Annotated in this window: 17 protein-coding genes and 1 pseudogene; 9 read left to right on the top strand and 9 right to left on the bottom strand. The window is 60.4% G+C overall.

Features of this window, described 5'->3' with window-relative positions:
- Positions 1-45 precede the first annotated feature (45 nt).
- The gene (locus QW845_RS18645) at positions 46-549 is read right to left on the bottom strand and encodes an ImmA/IrrE family metallo-endopeptidase (RefSeq protein ID WP_315803020.1); all 504 of its coding nucleotides are present in this window, start codon (positions 547-549) and stop codon (positions 46-48) included.
- A 70-nt stretch (positions 550-619) separates the two neighbouring features.
- Positions 620-1081 (bottom strand): hypothetical protein, encoded by a 462-nt coding sequence (locus QW845_RS18640; protein ID WP_315803019.1) that lies wholly within the window; start codon positions 1079-1081, stop codon positions 620-622.
- 219 nt (positions 1082-1300) lie between these two features.
- Between QW845_RS18640 and QW845_RS18635 the strand changes: the two genes are divergently transcribed.
- Positions 1301-1564: a DUF1883 domain-containing protein gene (locus QW845_RS18635; protein WP_315803018.1), complete on the top strand. Its 264-nt coding sequence runs from the start codon at positions 1301-1303 to the stop codon at positions 1562-1564.
- Here QW845_RS18635 and QW845_RS18630 read toward each other — a convergent pair.
- Positions 1561-2519, bottom strand: a pseudogene (locus tag QW845_RS18630) (ArdC family protein). The gene QW845_RS18635 and the pseudogene QW845_RS18630 overlap by 4 nt on opposite strands.
- 618 nt (positions 2520-3137) lie before the next feature.
- On the opposite strand from QW845_RS18630, the gene QW845_RS18625 reads away from it, so the two are divergent.
- The 5 genes from QW845_RS18625 to QW845_RS18605 are packed head-to-tail and all read left to right on the top strand — an operon-like array spanning position 3138 to position 8333.
- On the top strand, positions 3138-3863 hold the full coding sequence (locus QW845_RS18625) for a thermonuclease family protein (RefSeq protein ID WP_315803017.1): 726 nt from the start codon (positions 3138-3140) through the stop codon (positions 3861-3863).
- A gap of 13 nt (positions 3864-3876) precedes the next feature.
- Positions 3877-5325, top strand: coding sequence for a hypothetical protein (locus QW845_RS18620; RefSeq protein ID WP_315803016.1), 1449 nt, complete (start codon positions 3877-3879; stop codon positions 5323-5325).
- The gene (locus tag QW845_RS18615; protein ID WP_315803015.1) at positions 5318-6154 is read left to right on the top strand and encodes a hypothetical protein; all 837 of its coding nucleotides are present in this window, start codon (positions 5318-5320) and stop codon (positions 6152-6154) included. The genes QW845_RS18620 and QW845_RS18615 overlap by 8 nt, the downstream gene beginning before the upstream one ends.
- Positions 6155-6158: 4 nt before the next feature.
- Positions 6159-7172, top strand: coding sequence for a hypothetical protein (locus QW845_RS18610; RefSeq protein WP_315803014.1), 1014 nt, complete (start codon positions 6159-6161; stop codon positions 7170-7172).
- Positions 7173-7187: 15 nt separating this feature from the next.
- Positions 7188-8333, top strand: a complete 1146-nt coding sequence (locus QW845_RS18605) for a hypothetical protein (protein WP_315803013.1) — start codon at positions 7188-7190, stop codon at positions 8331-8333.
- A 186-nt stretch (positions 8334-8519) separates the two neighbouring features.
- Here the strand turns inward: QW845_RS18605 and QW845_RS18600 are convergent, their stop codons facing one another.
- The 6 genes from QW845_RS18600 to tnpA all read right to left on the bottom strand — a co-directional run bounded on the left by QW845_RS18600 (position 8520) and on the right by tnpA (position 13585).
- Complete coding sequence (locus tag QW845_RS18600; RefSeq protein ID WP_315803012.1) at positions 8520-8948, bottom strand: DUF3800 domain-containing protein; 429 nt, start codon at positions 8946-8948, stop codon at positions 8520-8522.
- Positions 8949-8982: 34 nt separating this feature from the next.
- Positions 8983-10029, bottom strand: coding sequence for a hypothetical protein (locus tag QW845_RS18595; protein ID WP_315803011.1), 1047 nt, complete (start codon positions 10027-10029; stop codon positions 8983-8985).
- Between the two features lie 724 nt (positions 10030-10753).
- A complete protein-coding gene (gene tnpC / locus QW845_RS18590; RefSeq protein WP_315803010.1) occupies positions 10754-12280 on the bottom strand; it encodes an IS66 family transposase in 1527 nt (508 codons plus the stop codon).
- 69 nt (positions 12281-12349) lie between these two features.
- Positions 12350-12694, bottom strand: coding sequence for an IS66 family insertion sequence element accessory protein TnpB (gene tnpB / locus QW845_RS18585; RefSeq protein WP_315803009.1), 345 nt, complete (start codon positions 12692-12694; stop codon positions 12350-12352).
- Positions 12691-12978 carry a transposase gene (locus QW845_RS34150; protein ID WP_409997943.1) on the bottom strand — a complete coding sequence of 96 codons (288 nt, stop codon included), beginning with the start codon at positions 12976-12978 and terminating at the stop codon, positions 12691-12693. Before QW845_RS34150 ends, tnpB begins: the two co-directional genes overlap by 4 nt.
- A 94-nt stretch (positions 12979-13072) precedes the next feature.
- Complete coding sequence (gene tnpA, locus QW845_RS18570; protein ID WP_315803007.1) at positions 13073-13585, bottom strand: IS66 family insertion sequence element accessory protein TnpA; 513 nt, start codon at positions 13583-13585, stop codon at positions 13073-13075.
- A 197-nt stretch (positions 13586-13782) separates the two neighbouring features.
- Between tnpA and QW845_RS18565 the strand changes: the two genes are divergently transcribed.
- The 3 genes from QW845_RS18565 to QW845_RS18555 all read left to right on the top strand — a co-directional run bounded on the left by QW845_RS18565 (position 13783) and on the right by QW845_RS18555 (position 17142).
- The gene (locus QW845_RS18565) at positions 13783-14868 is read left to right on the top strand and encodes an IS110 family transposase (protein WP_315803006.1); all 1086 of its coding nucleotides are present in this window, start codon (positions 13783-13785) and stop codon (positions 14866-14868) included.
- Positions 14869-14913: 45 nt separating this feature from the next.
- The gene (locus QW845_RS18560; RefSeq protein ID WP_315803005.1) at positions 14914-15180 is read left to right on the top strand and encodes a hypothetical protein; all 267 of its coding nucleotides are present in this window, start codon (positions 14914-14916) and stop codon (positions 15178-15180) included.
- Between the two features lie 621 nt (positions 15181-15801).
- Entirely contained in the window at positions 15802-17142 is a 1341-nt protein-coding gene (locus QW845_RS18555) for an IS1182 family transposase (protein WP_315803004.1), read from the top strand.
- Positions 17143-17247: the final 105 nt, after the last annotated feature.

Raw genomic sequence — 17247 nt, 5'->3', positions numbered from 1 at the left:
CGTGGAAGTATGCCGATCGGCCCGCCGTGCGCGTGCCCCTTCGACTCAGGCATAACGGCGGCGGTTTGCCACCCGCTGGTAAGCGCCGGTCACATTGAGCCGCATGCGAACCAGCGGTTCACTCGCGCCGTACATGTCTGAGGCCTTCGCAATCGTCAGCCCAAGCGCCGCGATATGCATCGCGGCTTCATCCGAGACGAGAAGCGCGGGCCCGAGCCAGTTGGCTTCCGCTTCCATCGCCTTGTCGTAATTGCGCGTGCCCGACGGGTCAAGAATCCTCATCGGCGGATGCAACAGCAGGCCGTGCGCCAGCTCGTGGCTGATGTCGGCGGCCTGGCGCTTTTCATCATGGGCGTCGTTGTGGACAATGAAGCGTTCCTGTCCCACCGCTAAAGTCACCGCTGAAAAGTCCTTCTGGCCGTTGACCGTCCGCAGATAGGCAACGGCTTCGGGCGCCATCCTGGCGTAGTCGCTCAGCGGAAAGATGGGGAATTCGAGATGCTCGGCCAATTGCCAGGGGCAAAGCGGCAGATGAGGTGCGATGTCCAACTCCTTCCGGAGATTGGCTGCATACCAATTCGCTTCGGCTTTGAACCCCCGACGTAAGGCCATTTCCCAGCTACTTCCTCTTCCTGAACTCCTGGTACGCGGCCTTAATCAGTGCCTCCAATGCCTTGGCCCCCTCCTTCGACAAGTTGGGATCTGCACGCAAATGTGCGGTCAACTCAGCAAGCGGCTCGCGCCCCTCTTTCAGTTTGGGGAGACCGCGAGTGAACTGCTCGGCCTTGAGACCCGACCAGGCGCAGAGCGCGGACAGGCTATCCACGTCAGGGCGCCGCCCCTGAGACATGCGGGTCAGGCTCGAGGCCGGCACACCCGATTGTTCGGCTACCTTCTTCCAAGTGAGATCACGTGCAATCCGCACGCTGTCGATTGCAGCAAAGAATGCCTCCCCATCGAATTTTCCTGACGCCATTATCCCTTGATCCGACTGCCTTGACCCTGGGCTCGAATCGAGCCACAATTGCAAGATAGCAATCGATTCCGTTCTGGCAATCACCGATTTGGAGATACCAACCATGTCGAAATCTTCTAAAGGCAGTGGTCCCTACCGTAGCGCGGTCTCAGGGCAGTACATTTCTGGGAACTATGCTCGCAGCCATCCGAATACAACCGTCCACGAGTCCCCGGGCAAACACGGGTCGAGCGGCGAGCACTACCGCAGCGCGATCACTGGCCGCTACGTCACGACAAAGCATGGCCTGTCCCACCCCAATACGACCGTGAAGGACAAGTAGTCATGAACTTCATTCACAACGATTTGGGCTATCTCACCGGCGGGCAAGTGGTCGAGGTCAGCCTCGATCACGTCGCCAATGTGCGGCTGATGGATGCCAGCAACTTCCATAGTTACCAGCGGGGTGACCAGCATCGATACTTCGGCGGAGAGGCTCGCCGGTCGCCGGTGCGTCTCCGAGTGCCGCAGTCGGGTCATTGGCACGTCGCTATCGACCTGGGCGGACGCGCCGGCACGATCCGGGCCGGTGTCAGAGTGTTTTCCTAAGGCTGGAGAACGGAACGGTCTTCTACATCAACTCGGGCGCAAAACTGCCTCAGAAGGCCGCCTAAGCGGCCCTCGCCTCGTCTTTCCGGCTGCAGGCCGTGCAGAAGGTCGGCGGCCCGCTGGGCATGCGAAGCCGCCGTAAAGATCGCGCGCTTATCGTTCTTGAGCACCTTGATCCAGCTGCCGATGTAGGCGGCGCGGTCATCGCGGATTTCCGGGGTGAGACCGAGATCCGCCAAGAGGAACGCGGCGCCGAGCTCGGCTACGAGCTCCTCCTCGGCATATCCTTCATCGCCGAAACGCTTGCGCCCGAATTCCCGGTCAAGCCGCGAGGGATAGCGGGTCCAATGGATGCATTCATGGCCAAGGGTGGCGTAGTAGCTCAATGCATCGCGGAAAAACTCAATCGGCGGCATGTGCACGCGGTCGGCTGAGGGGCTATAGAAGGCCTTGCCGCCGCCATGCACGACGTTGACACCGGCAACCTTGAAGAATGCTTCGGCAAGTTCGATGCGCTCAATGGACTGTAAAGGCGCCTGCAGCCTGCCCTGGTACTGCTCGGGCAGGCCGTCGATCTGCTCGACGTCGAACACGGTGTAGCCCTTCATAGGGGAATGGCGTACTCGGCCTCTTCGCCCCGCTCGTTGGTTTCGGTCCGGATGATGCGGTCGGCGTAAACCACCAACGTGCCGGTTTCACCTCTGCGGACGTTTGCACCTAACGCAATCGCCTGGCGGAAGGTCATCCAGGTCGCGGAGCCGTAACCGTTCTCCATCGCCGCAGACCACAGCATCAGCACGTTGATCCCCTGGTACGGAAGGCCATTCGCCCGTCGCGGGCGGGTAATGCGCCCCTCGCCATGAGGTGCGCTCCAGGGCTTCCGCCAGGGCCGCACGCCCTGCTCCAGCGCCGTGACGATCGTGTCGGTGATCTTCTGATAAACGTCCTTCTTCATCCTCGCTTCTCCTGTCCGGTTGCGCATGCAACTGGAACTAGGCGAGCGCCGATGAGCGGGGGTTGGCTGTCACAGGCCGGAATGCGCCGGGTTGGTGCGGGCCGGAGGGGAGCGCAAGCGAGCCGACTACCCGGCCGGCGTATTCCGCCCGCAGGGGCTTGGCCTTGACAGTCTGGGGGCCGCAGGCCCCGCACTTAAGCCTCACGGTGATAGCTCTCCCGAACGCACGGCAAGCCTAGCCGGAGTACATTCATCCAGGCCTAGAACTGATCCTTGGGAGGGTTCATGACCTGCAAGCAACCGCTGCCGGCGGCGGGCACATGAACCTCCCTGTACTGCCCAACCGCAAGCACGAAGTCCCGCTGAATGCTGGAAGGCTCCGGGCGGGCTCGCCTGGACCGGCCCAATAGGCCTTGCTTGGCCCGGCTGCTTGCGCATTTGCTCGTCGCCCCGGGGGCAATTGAATGCGCGATCATCGACAAGCCGCCTCCAATCGCCGCGTGCTTCGGAATGCCTTCGATTATCCATGTCGGCGAGCTTGAAACGTCTCCCCCCATTCGCGCAAAAGGTGTAATAAGGTCTTAACTATCGAGGATCGTTGCAGAAAGGTAGCCTTTGATGCGCCTGCCGGTTTCAGCGCTGCTGCTCTCGGTCAGCGTTCATGCTGCTTCGGGGGAGCAAATCAGAGGGATGGCGCGAATCGTAGACGCGGACACGGTCTACATCGGGCAGGACAAGATCCGGTTCAGCGGTATCGACGCGCCGGAAACGGAGCAAGTCTGCCTTGATTCAGCGGGCAAGAACTGGAACTGCGGGATCGAAGCCAAAGAACGGCTGCAGGCCTTCAGCCGCGACCGGGAATGGAAGTGCGAGCTGTCCGGCGTGGATCTCTACGGACGCTCTTTAGGGGCATGTACGGTCGATGGCGAGAACGTTTCCCGCTGGCTGGTCCGGAATGGCTGGGCGTTGTCCTTCCGCCGCTACTCCTTGGATTATGTGCCTGACGAGGATTTCGCGCGCGAGCACCGGCATGGGGTTTGGAGCGGGGCGTTCATAGCTCCCTGGGATTGGCGGCACCGCAACTCGTCAACCGTCATCCTGGGCGCAGTCGCCGTGCCTGCCCACGCGCATTTCGCGTTGGTTGCCCATGCCTCGCAAGATCAGGCGCCCCCTGCCCCGACCTGTTTGATCAAAGGAAATCTGAGCAGTGTGCCGCAGTGCATTTATCACGTGCCGGGCGGCCGTTTTTACGATCGGCTCAGCATGCAGCCTAGTTCTTCCCGCCGTTGGTTCTGCACCGAGGCTGAAGCTCAGGCCGCCGGCTGCCGCAAGTCCAAGCTCTAGTTTCGGTATACTGATGTCTCGTTCTGAAGTCCGTCTCTCCCCTATCGCGCGGCTTTGGTCGCTCCTCAACCAGCCGACACATTCCTACCGGCCCGCGATCACGGTCTTTCTCGATCTTAACGTGGATCGAATAGCCGATGAAATGAACCTGGCCAGCCTCGGCAAGGAGCGGGGCTCACAAAATCGTCCGGCGTCCGACGCCCAGACGATGGATGACGTCGAACATCTGATCGTCGAGCGGATCGAGGCGCACAAGCAGGACTCCCATACGGTTTATCTGGATCACCTGCACACCTACGACGAACGGGTTACCGCACTTAGCTTCGAAGAGCGCTTCGCGATTATCCAGCAGGCTGCACCCGAAGCCGTAGGCGACTTCGAGGCAGAAGCGACAATGGGGCGGGACGAGTTGTTTACCTTTCGTCGCCGCCTGAACGAATCTGAAATGGAACGAGAGGCGTTCCGGAAACGCCATGGCCTCCAGCGCCCGGCTCGGCTGGCCAGCCCCGGCAAGATCATCTTGAAAATCGGCTTGCTCGCGATCCTCTTCGTCATCGAGGTCGTGGTCAATGCCGGCTTTCTCGCGAAGGCCAATGCCGCCGGTTACATTGGCGCCGCGATACAGGCGGCCACTTTCGCGGCCCTGAACATTCTCGCCAGCTTTCTGTGGGGCCTGGTGCTGATCCGGCTGATCTTCCATCGGAACTACTTGCTCAAGATCGTCGGCGCCATATTTTTCGTCGCTTATCTAGCCTTTGCCGGCGCGCTAAACTTGACGCTCGCTCACTTGCGGGAGATGCCGCCCACGCTTGATGCCGAGGTCGGGCAGGACGTCTTGCACCGTCTTCTTACCGCGCCCTTCGACCTCACGGACGTCAATTCCTTGGTGTTCATCAGCATCGGTTTGGTCTTTTCGCTCGTGGCCATGGCCGATGGCCTCACATTCTTCGACCCTTACATCGGCTACGCTGGGCTTGAACGGCGGTGGATCGATGCCATCCAGCAGTTTACGGACCTGAAGGCAGAGCTGATCGACCGGCTGAGGGATATTCGCGAAGATTCGACGGAAGTGATGAACGCGGCTGCGCGGGATCTGTCTGTCCGTCGCAGCGAGTACGATTCAATTCTCCAATCTCGGGGCCGTCTCAGCCAACGCTTCAACCAACATCAAAACCAGATCGAGCAAGCCGGCCGGGCACTACTTGGCATTTATCGCGAAGCCAACCGCAAGGCGCGATCGACATCCGCGCCCACCTACTTCGATAAGCCTTTCACAACCGAGCGCATCATTTATGCTGGCGGCGAGCCGGACGCGACCGCGCGGGAACGCCTCCGCCAGATGATCGAAGAGACCCAAGAATTACTTAAGGAGCAGATCAAGGCGATCAACGAAGCGTTTGAGCGGGCCATGCGGTCCTACCGCGAGATCGATCAGATGCTCCCGGAGGACAAACGTGGCTAGACCTCGTCCCAGGCGGCGCAGTGCACCTGGCATTGGCTGGGCGGGTGTGATCGGAATCGCTCTCTTCGTGCTCGCGATTTCCTGTGGCGGCGCACTCGCTTATTTCTACTTGTTCGCAGAGCGGCGGCCGGTTCTGGATACACAAAGCCTTTGTCCGGTGACCGGCCCAAAAGGAATTACAGTTGTGCTCGTCGACACCTCAGATGATCTGCCCGAGACCACGCGCCACGAAGTGCTCGGCTTACTTAATGAAATTGTCACCACGCTGCCTTCCTTTTATAGACTCGATATCCGTGTCCTCGATTTCGCCGGCCTGCGCAGCCGTTCAATATTCTCCAGGTGTAACCCTGGCGATGGAGCGGGGCTAAGTGAATGGACCGACAACCCGCGCCTAGCTCGGTTGCGCTGGATCGAAAGCTTCCGCAAGCCCGCGACGGAGGCAATCAAGAACAGCGTTGGTCCCGCTAGGGCCAATGCCTCGCCAATCATGGGAGCGATCCAGGACATCGCCCTTGATGAGTTTTCTGGGAACGCGGCGCAGGACGCGAAGAAGACCCTTTACGTCATCTCGGACATGATCGAGTCTACCAAAGAGTATAGCCAGTATCCTCGCGCGGGAGATTTGTCCTACCTTCGCTACAAGCAGTCGCCCAGCTATATAAAATACCAAACCGATCTACATGGAGCGACGATTTTTGTTCATCTTGTGAACAGGCAGGCGAACGGAAAGCCCGTCATTGACGATGGCCAACTCATGAAGTTCTGGGCCGAATGGTTCTCAGACAACCGCGGCCGAGTCGGCATCATCAAACGGCTGCAGGGAGCATAGCCGCATGGATACCAATGTTAAGACCGGAGCGCTCCCGCCAGGCTTAGTGAACGGTCTGTTGTTCTTCGGTGTTGTCCTTTCCGGGAGCGGCTACATCACCTTCGCGAAGCTCCACGATCTCAGCGCCGCACAGGTTACAGCCGTCCCGGTGCTGATCATGGTCGGCTACGCGGTTGTGCTTGGCATGGCTCGTCTGTTTCGCCTGCGTGACGATCAATCCGGCGACAATCTCTACTACATGGGATTTCTGTTTACGCTTACCAGCCTTGCCGTTTCGCTATACCAGTTTTCGTCCGAGGGAGCGGCCGAGCAAATCGTCAAGAATTTCGGCATTGCTATCGCATCGACCATTGCCGGCATCGCGCTTCGGATCTTTTTCAACCAAATGCGCCGTGACCCGGTCGAAGTAGAGGCGACTGCCCGGATGGAGCTGGCTCAGGCGTCCCGGAAGGTGAAACGGGAGCTGGAGAGCACCGTTCTCGAATTTGGCTATTTCAGGAGAATGGCTCAACAATCGATCAGCGATGCGCTTGACGAACTAAAGGAGACCCTGGGCGAAGCCCGCAAGGAATTGGCTAGCGAAATAAGGGATTTTGCGGTGACAGCCCGGCAACCTCTTGAAGAAGCGTCAAAACGGTCTGGCGAGGCGCTCAACACGATGAACGATCAGGTCGTGGAAACACTGGAAGCGGTGTCGAAGCAGTTGACTAATGAGGGAGATCGGCTCTCAAAGAGCACGGCCAGCATCGTGAAGGCCATCGATGCCGTCGTGAACAAGCTGGCTTCCCTGCAGACGCCCGAGCATATCATCGAGATTAAGCTCGCGCCTATGGTTCAAGGCCTCACGCGGGCGGTGAATTCATTTAGCAAAAGTGCTGAGATTCAGGCGAATGCCATCGACGAGAAGCTTGCGCAAACGCAAGCCATAGCCGCGGCGCTGAACAACCTGATGCAAGAGATCAGGGCAGAGAATGCGCAGCGATACGCGATAGGGCCCTGGGATCACAACACAAGGTAGGAGGCCGTGTCTGCAATGAATGGTCAGATCGTCAGGCAAGGTTCCTCCTATCGGCAGGGCCTGGTCCTCGGGCTCACGATGGCCGAGATCATGCTGCTCTTGGTATTTTGCCTGCTCATCGCCATGGCCGCTTTCCTCCGAAAAGAGCAGGAAAAGCGTGCCGAGTCCGAACATAGGGTCGAACAGCTGCTGGCTGACAACCAGCGCAACCAGAATATGGTCACTGCGCTCAAGAGCGAGACCCTCGTTGAGAAACTAAAGATCCTTGCACGAAGTAGCGACCCACAAGTCATCGAACAGTACTGGCGCGAGCTTGTTGAGGGTCGCGCGACTGCGGATGAGCTGGAGAAATCCGGATTGTCGCTCAAGGAGCTTCGCGACCGGATCGCTGAAATCAACACAATGAGGGCCAACGATATCGACGTCGAGAAGGCGGTGAGGGACGCGAATGCAATGGCCACAATCAATAAAGCGGTGACCAGGCCGGGGGGGCCACCTCCGTCCACTCAGATGATCCTCGATGCCATCAATCGCGGAGCGGCAGGCGCAGGCCCATCCGGTCACCAATGGCCACCGATCATCAGTCTGAGCGAGGCCGGTGGGTATTTCTTCAAGAGCGGGAGCGCCGAGCTCACGCCAGAGTTTCGAGACAAGCTTCTCAACAAAGTATCGGACGTTCAAAAGTTGATTGATCAGTACGATGTCGACGTCATCGAAGTGGTTGGGCACACGGACGAGCAGCCACTCGGAGCGCACCAGTCCAATCTCGACTGGAATCTGGCTTCCGTCCTAAAGAATACCGCCAATATCGCAAGCCTCGTTCCTGCAGACAACGCCGGATTGGGATTGGCACGCGCGGTATCGGTTGTGAGTGCACTGAGGCAAAGTCCGCTTTCGAAGTACAAGCTGATACCCCTCTCCGGTGCGCAGTTGGTGAATACGGATGAGACACTCGCGATTCAGGGAATACCCGCAAACATCAAGGAGCGGCGCCGCATTGAAATTCGGCTTCGGAAGTCGGATGGACACGAAATCACTGCAAGCGTTGCTCCAGCCGTAGTACCGTCGCCCCCCAGGCGGCGACCAAACGCGCGGCCTCCACCGATGCCGCTGCTTCCAAAGCAACCTCCGCCTGTCCGCCTTGAGATGCCGACAAACTGACAACTTGCAAGGACGACTTCTGCCCTCCTCGTCGCGAACAGTGCAACAATGTCAGGGCGACCTTGACTTTTCGAACATTTCGTTCTATCTAGGTATGAAATGGATCGGGAATGCTCGATCGGCGCTGAGCCTCGGTGAACACCGGGGCTCTTTGCTTTTTAGGGGAAGATTTTAAGTCCGTAGCCTTCAATTTTTCCTTCCGCTGGTGCGGAGTTTGGCTTTTAAGACCTCGTATGCGCGATTTGGCTGGTCCGGCTTTATGACGTGCCGGCCTATGGGATGAGCAACTAAGTCCGCCAGTTGCAGTCCAGTTGAATTGTGCTTCTTATCCATGAAGCGGATGTCGAGGTTTGGCATCTTGCCTACGGCATTGTTGCCGTCGCAAATGCGCCGAAACTCTAATTCTAACTTGGCATCCTCGGCCTGCCTTCGGCATTCGACCTGCAGGTGGGTGAGCCGGTCTGCTTGCTTCTTGTCCATCAGATACCGCTGCAGCCGCTCCATGCAGAAGCCAAGCGCGATCTCATAAGGGTCTGCTGGCGCCGTATACTTGGCCAAGTGCTTCTGCTTATCGATCACAGCGGCGATCAGGGTGAAGTCGGCCGCGCCGATCACTCCATTGAGCTTGTTTAGAGATGAAACGCAACGGTCAGAATGAACCCGCGCGCCTGGCGTGAACTCCGGCAGCGAGCAGCATCGCCACTGCCATCGGATCAAGGACGGCAACAAGCGCAAGCGTGAGCAGCCGGACCGCTCGCTCAAAGTCCGTGGCGGGTATGCCGATCAGCTCGGCGAGATACCGTATCGGTCCGACCTCGGCCTCGGCACGTCTGCGTTGCGCGTCAATCTTGGCTTTTTCGATCTGTAGATTAGCGAGAGCCTGGGACTCACGTTGACGTTCCGCCGCGATGTCGGCACGCTCGCGACGCCTCTGGTCAGCAATCGTCATCGCTCCCACCGGCCGGCCAAGGCGCGTCGCCTCGTCGATGGTCGCGTCGATCTGGGCAACACGCCGGTCAATGTCGGTGATCACTCGGCTCTGCATCGCGAGGCGGGCCTCAACGTCTGCGGTTTTGTCGGCGAGGGTGAGATCTATGGATGCCATGTGGTCGAGGTGAGCGCGGGTGAGGAAGCCGAATACCCCAACGGCGTTCAGGCCCATCAACACGCCAATCATCAGGACGAGGGCGAACCTCAGGAGGAACGGCGCAGACGTCCAATGCTCAGTCAGCCAGGCCGCCGCCACAAGCTTTCCGGCCTCCAGCACGGCGCCCATGATGATGACAGGCCAAAAGGCTCCGGCAAATATCGCGGTCAGGCCGTCGATGGAAAAGGCAGCCGATACACAAGCCAGCGCCAGAGCCACAATCAAAGCGGCGAGCTCGACGCGTGTCGGGGAGCGGCGGGCTTCCTCCGCTCCGGACGTCCCTGTGACGCCGCCGGCGTCCGTAACGCCGGCGGTACCGGCTGTAACGGTCGGTGTTACGGTCGCCGTTACAATGATCGCTTCAACGTTACGGCTGATGAGGCCCGCGCGCTCCCAGGCTTTGAGGCGACGACTGGTCCGCATCCTATTCCAGCCCCATTGCCGTCCGAGCTCAGCGGCGCTGACCGTCACGTGTCCCTCGGGCGGGGAGCGCAGCCAGGCCAGCGCCTCCATGTCATCGAATGGATGGAGCGGAACGGACTCGGTCATGATCGGATGCTGCTCCTTGCGTCTCGGCCCCACGCGATCGGAGGCGCGCGAAAGGTCGGCTGCTTGAAAAAGACGCTGACCTCAGTGGCCGAAACGGGGAGCTACCAGCCCCGACCGGGACTGGGCATCCCTCCCGCTCGGCCCGTGGAGAGAATACGGAGGGGCCATGGCGCGTAGTGGTTCCGGATGGCGGGTGATTTTGCCCGCCGCTTGGCGAAAGCGGATCAAGCCTCGCGAGCCCTGCCCTGCGCATGTGTCCCGCAAGGATGGCATGTCCGAAGCCAGAGCGGAACGGCCGAATTGCGCGATGTCGCACGCTACAGCCCTGCGCTTAACGGCCACCATACGCGCTGTTGCTGCCGACCTGCCGCCGATCGACACTCCATCTGAGCCATCCATATCGACCATTTGCGTGCGGCTCTAACACCAGTTTTGCTCGATGCCGGACCGGTCCGTGTTGAATTGATACTGGCGGGCAGTCCGACATTCCATCTCGGATCTGCGGACGAATAGCATCGCCGATGCAGTTCGATCACCCTGGTTTCTGTCGATAGATCGCTAAGACCCTGCCCCCGGATGCCAATAGGCCGACCAGAGACGCAGCAAAAATGCCGCCTGAGACTCACTACTCGTGTAGCTACCGCACGGTGTCTAAGCGCAGTTCAGCCTGAGATTGGAGAGGAGCGAACGTAGGGCGGGTAAGCGTCCGGCCGCTGCACATGCATCAGGTCTTGACATGATCAGCCAGCTTCCAGCTCCACGGCAGCAACTCATCGAGGCGATTGGCAGGATGTCCGTCGATCATCCGCTGCAGGATGTCCCGCCGGTAGGCGTAGGGTTCGACGTCGTTCAGCTTGCAGGTCGTGATCAGCGAGCTGATGACCGCCCAACGATGTCCTCCACCGTCGCTGCCGGCGAACAGGTGGTTCTTGCGGCCGAGGGTGACAGGGCGGATTGCGCGTTCGACCGGATTGGTGTCGAGCTCGACGCGTCCATCGTTCAGGAAGCGTGTCAGACCGTGCCAGCGCGAGAGCGCATATCGGATTGCCTCGGCGAGCGTGCTGCGGCCGGAGACCAAGCGGAGCTGGGCATCGAGCCAGACGTTCAGCGCGTCGACGATTGGCTTGGCGAACGTCCTGCGTTCGGCTAGGCGATAAGCAGGCGATTGGTCGCGGATACGCGCCTCGATGGCATAGAGCTCGCCGATCCGGCGCAGGGCTTCTGTCGCCACAGGCGATGCAGTGGCTTCGGCCACATCGTAGAACTTGCGTCGCGAGTGGCTCCAACATGCCGCGAGCGTAATGCCCTCCTTGTCGGCCAGCTGCTCGAAGCCGGCGTATCCGTCGACATGCAGGATGCCCTTGAAGGCGGCAAGATGCGCGACTGGTCGCTCGGCCTTGCGGTCGGGTGCGAAGAGGTAGATGGCGGCCGGAGGTTCGGGTCCGGCCCACGGCCGTTGCTCGCGCGCGTACACCCAAAGCCGTCCCGTCTTGGTTCGTCCGCGGCCAGGATCGAGTACCGGGATCGGCGTGTCATCGGCAAAGAGATGGTTGGAGGCGAACACGTTCTTGCACAGCCGTTCGTGCAAGGCCTCAAGCCACCAGCATGCGCCGCCAACCCAGCCCGCGAGCGTCGAGCGGCAGAGATCGACGCCATCACGGTCGAAGATCTGCGACTGCCGATGGAGCGGAAGATGATCGCAGTATTTGCTGATCAACACGTGCGCGAGCAGCACTGGCGTCGCCAGACCGCCAGCGATCAATCGCTCTGGCGCGCCGGCTTGCACCACCTTGTTGCAGACGCGGCACGCGTATTTTGGACGGGTCGTACGCAGGACGCGAAGCTGCGCCGGGACCCAATCGAGCATCTCGCTGACGCTCTCACCAATCAGATGGAGATCGCCGCCACAGCAGCTGCAGACCCGATCTTGCACGTCGAGCAGAACGTCTTCGCGTGGCAGATGATCGGGCAGCGGACGGCGTCGCGGCGAAGAGTTGGCTTCCGGTGTGATCTTCGGTTTCGCTTCCTCGACGCGCTCGATGTCGCTGTCGAGATCCTCCAGACCGAGTGCAAGCTGGTCGGGATCGATGCGTTCGGAGCTGCGGCCGAACTGCATTCGCTGCAGCTGTTTGATGATGGACTTGAGACGCTCGATCTCGGTGTCGCGATGGTCGATCGCAGCAGCAATGTCGCGCACCAGGCGCTGCAGAAGCGCAGGATCGGAGGGGAGATTGGTGAGATCGAGCTGCATGTCCGATGGTACTCGAACACGCTGATTCGTAGAAGAATCGCAACTCAGTTCAGCACTACATTTTGCAGATCATCCTGCAATCGCAAGCTTCCATACGCGTTCTGGCGCACGCCAGTCGATGCCTTCAATCAGCATCGCGAGCTGCGCCGGTGTCAGTGCGATCGATCCATCATAGCCCGCCATCACTGGCCACACGAAGCCGATGCGTTTCGTGAACAGACAAAGCCCGTTTCCGTCCCAGAACAGAACCTTCAGGATCGATGCTTTCTTGCCGCGGAAGGCAAACAGATGGCCGGAGAACGGATCCTTCTTGAGCGTGTCCTGGACCAGCATTGCAAGCCCGCCCATGCCCTTGCGCATGTCGGTGTAACCGAGCGCCAGGTGCACCTTCACGCCTGCAGGAATGAACATCATTGTGCAGCCTCTTTGCTCTCGATCTTCGCTCGCACGGCATCCGGATCGCTGCCGGCGGGAGCGAAGACACGCCGTCCATCGGCGAGGTCGACGGCCATCATGCCCTCCGGTGGATGCACGAGATCGCGCAGGGCGCGCGCGGCGGGCATGTCGTCGGGCAGCAGGACGCGGGCGAGCTTGGAGCGCTTCTTTTGCGCAATGCCGAACTGCGCGCGCCAGCGGAACAGCAGCCCGGTGACGATCCCATGCTTGCGCGCGACGGCAGAGACCTTGGCGCCCGGCAGCTCAGTCTCCCTGGCGATCGCGAGCTTCTCCTCGTCGCTGAAGAAGCGCCGGGCGGTGCCTTGGGCGCCCCTGGATCGCCGATTTCGGCGGCTGTCAAGCGGCGTTCGGGCTGTGAGTTCCTAGCACTAGTGCTAACGGCTGGACGGGCGGAGGATGAAGATGGGCGCGCCAGTCGATCGTGACCTCGCCCGTGGCCAGTCGGTCGCGCCATTTGCGCAGCGAATGCGGCGACAACTGCATCGCCGCAGCGTAGGCGCGGAGCTCCATTCCGCTCCAGTTCAGCGCCTCGACATGCATCGCCCAGAACGCCTGAGACGCCCGATTGCGCACATCCGAGGTGATCGTGAACTTGCGCTGCTTCTGCTTTCGGAGCGCCTTTTCTCGCTCGTCCCGGGCGCGCTCGCGGCGCAATTCCGTCTGATATTTCTCGAGCTTAAGCGCAGTCTCGTCGCCGGCCAGCCGCTTCAGCCAACGCCGCAACGTGTTCTCAGTCAGACGTTGTTGCTGGCAGTATTTGCGGATTCCGAGACCGCTGCGACGCCACGCTTCGATGTGCAGCGACCACCATTCGCGGCGCGCTCTGTTCTCGAAATGTTTGGATCCCACCGGAGATTCTCCACAGCAGCAGAGAACTCGAAATGGAACGACAACACACTAGAGGGAAGGCGTGCAGAGACCGGACGGTTACTAGGGCGGGATCGACTGGCGGCGTAATCGGGCGAGCGCAAAACGAGACAGTGTTGGCGGCAAAGGCGCAGCATTACGGTGAATCAACATTGATTCGCCGAAGAGGACGTCCGCCGATGAAACTCTCAGCAGCACTCGACACATCCAGCACCAAGACCGCAATCTGCGTCGTGAACAGCCGTGACGGCGCCGTCGTGTTTGAAGCCAGCGTGGCGACGGATCCTGCGATTATCTTCGAAGCGTTGGCACCATACCTGCCACGGCTCGACAAGGTCGGCCATGAAGCGGGAAGTGTAGCACCGTGGTTGCACCGTGAGCTGGTGTCTCTTGGCCTGCCCATGGTCCTATTGGAAACGCGGCAGGCCGCGGCTGCGTTGGAAGCCCAGCGCAACAAGACCGACAAAAATGACGCGCGAGGATTGGCGCACCTGGTGCGTGCGGGCTGGTATCGACCGGTTCATGTCAAGAGTCAGGAGAGCCACAAAATACGGCTTCTGCTGGGACACCGGCGGACGCTGAAACGCAAATTGCTCGACATAGAGAACGAGATCAGACAGTCCCTGAAGGTTTTCGGATTGATGGTCGGACCGCGGGTCCAGCGCGCGACATTTGTAGCGCGAGTGCACCAGTTGGTGGCTTGCGACCGGCTTATCGCCGGCGTAACGGACTGCATGTTGAGAGCGTGGGAAGTGCTGTGGGCTGAGTACAAGAAGCTGCATGATCTGCTGGTGCAGATGGTCGGCCGGGACGAGCTCTGCCGACGCTTTTGCGCCATTCCCGGCGTCGGTCCGGTGACGGCACTGACCTTCAAGGCGGCTATCGATGATCCGTACAGGTTCAGCAAGTCGAAGACCGTCGGCGCGCATTTTGGACTGACATCCCGGCGTATCCAGACGGGCACATCCATCGACATCGAAGGGCACATTTCGAAGTGCGGCGACGGGGAGGTGCGTACCGTGCTCTACGAGGCGGCAAGCGCGATGCTGGTGCGTTCCAAGCAATGGTGCGGCATCAAGGCCTGGGGTATCCGGATCGCAGCTAAGCGAGGCCACAAGCGCGCGGTGGTGGCCGTTGCGCGCAAGCTGGCAGTGGTCATGCATCGCATGTGGATCGACGGATCTGCGTTCCAGTTCGCAGCCGAAGATGCAAGCGCCGCTGAACCGAATCTTAGCAACCCGACGGCGCTCGCCGCCGCAATGTGAGAGCTCTGGCGAGCGCCGTCTGGCAGACAGCTCGACGACAGAAGAATGGCTGAGTTTCCGCTGATCGGCGGAAAGGCATTTGGTGGATCGAAGCGGATGTGGAGAGCACGCTATCTTGCCGGCGACGACAGCCCGATCGAGGCTGCGAGCGCGCGTGAGTGCCTGTGTTGCCCCGCGATCCTGACGACGACATGTGCGCCCGCATGGCGAGCGGGGCAGAGCACGGACTCCTGCATGGACCACCAGATGTTGTCACCGCAAGATCACGACGAAAGCCGGACCATTGTCATGTTGTCGACCGCTCGGGTGTAGCCGTATGGTATGAAGCAGAGGAGACGATCATGTCGAAGAAGAAGGCGGAGAGACGCCCGATTACTCCGGCAAGATAAAAGCGCCTCTCCGCGGCGAAGAATCGGCGGTCGTATGTCTTTGCGTTCACTCAGAGCAGCATGGCACCAAAGCAGACCTCGTAGAGTTGCTCCAAGATGAAAGGCGAGGACAATCAACGTCCCGAACGGCACCATTCGCAGCCTGGCGAACTGGTTCGCAGATTGGGACAGTCCTAGCCATGAGTGCTCGGAAGGCCGCTGCCGGACCAACGGAGCTGCGTCCAGGCTCGCGCTGCGCGCGGCCCTCGGAGCCGGCTCACGGCCTTAACTGGGCTTCTGTGGCCCGGCTCTTGGCCTCCATGCGCCTATTGATTCTTTGGAGCACAGGCGCTCGACTGACGAAGAGGCGGAGCCCCTTGGACTCAGCTTTCTTGTTGATGACCGGAAATGATCCGAGGCACCGAACGCAACGCGAGTGCCCCATTGCGAACCGTCGCCATCATGCGACCGACGTCCGCAATCAGCCGATTCCGTTGAAAAAGTCGGCAGTTGCGACGCAGAGAGATCGATGATTCAGTCCGTCTAGTTGGCAGGACTAAAGGTCATGATGGGGCATCGGCAAGTCGAACAGGCTGCGTTGTTCTATGAGTTCTCCCTAGAAAAGCACGTTCCAGCCGACCACCTCCTGCGGTCGATCGATAGGTTCGTCGACCTCGAGGACCTGCGACGGGAGTTGGCACCGTTCTACAGCAACATCGGGCGGCCCTCGATCGATCCGGAGCTGATGATCAGGATGCTCCTGATCGGCTACTGCTTCGGCATCCGATCGGAACGGCGCCTCTGTGACGAAGTCCACCTCAATCTGGCATACCGCTGGTTTTGCCGGCTGGGTCTGGACGGAGCTGTCCCCGATCACTCGACGTTCTCGAAGAACAGGCACGGCCGCTTCCGTGAGAGCGATCTCTTCCGCCGCGTGTTCGAGACCGTCTTGCGGCGCTGTATCCGGGAGCGCCTGGTTGGCGGTGAAGGGTTCGCGGTCGACGCGAGCCTGATCAAGGCGGATGCCAATCGGCAGAAGGGAATCGAAGGCGATAAGGGGCTTCCGCCGGAGGCCACGGGCCGAGCGATCGACGAGTACCTTGCTGCTCTTGATGATGCCGCGTTCGGTGCCGCGACGGAGGTCACGCCCAAGTTTGTATCGCCCTCCGATCCGGCGGCGCGCTGGACGGGAGCGCATGGCGGCCAAGCCTTCTTCGCCTACTCGACGAACTATCTGGTCGACGTCGAGAACGCGATCATCGTCGATGTCGAGGCGACCACGGCGATCCGCCAGGCAGAAGTGTTGGCCGCCAAGCGCATGATCGAGCGTTCACTCGAAAGGTTCGATCTTTATCCAAGCCGGCTTCTCGGCGACAGCGCCTATGGCTCCGCTGAGATGCTCGGGTGGTTGGTCTACGAGCACGGGATCGAGCCGCACGTGACCGTCTTCGACAAGTCGGCCCGCACTGACGGGACCTTCTCGCGTGAGGCCTTCACTTACGACCATGCTGGGGACGTCTATCGCTGCCCCGGTGGCAAAACCCTCACCACCACAGGAACGCTGGTGAACGACGACAAGACGATCCTCTACCGCGCGAGCAAGCACGACTGTCAAGCATGCTCTCTGAAAAGCAGGTGTAGCCCGAACACCCCGGCCCGGAAAGTGCCACGCTCGATCTATGAGGGCGCTCGCGACATGGCACGCGAGATCGCAAGCTCATGGGAGGGCCGCACTTCACGGCGGCTCCGCAAGAAGATCGAGATGCTGTTCGCGCATCTCAAGCGCATTCTCAAGCTCGATCGGCTACGACTAAGAGGGCCGAACGGCGCGCGTGACGAGTTCACCCTTGCTGCAGCCGCTCAGAATCTTCGTAAAATGGCCAAGCTGATCCCGATGCCCGCGTGACTCCCCCACCAAGCCAACGCGTCCTCGGAACAGCCGGCGTTCACGACGAAACTACTGCCGAGTTTTTCAACGGAATCGGTCACTAGCGGCCCATGGCGAGATCGA

It is taken from the genome of Bradyrhizobium sp. SZCCHNS3002 (assembly GCF_032377435.1).
Taxonomy (GTDB): domain Bacteria; phylum Pseudomonadota; class Alphaproteobacteria; order Rhizobiales; family Xanthobacteraceae; genus Bradyrhizobium.
The sequence above is the reverse complement of the archived record's forward strand: the minus strand, read 5'-3'. Positions and strand labels throughout refer to the sequence as shown.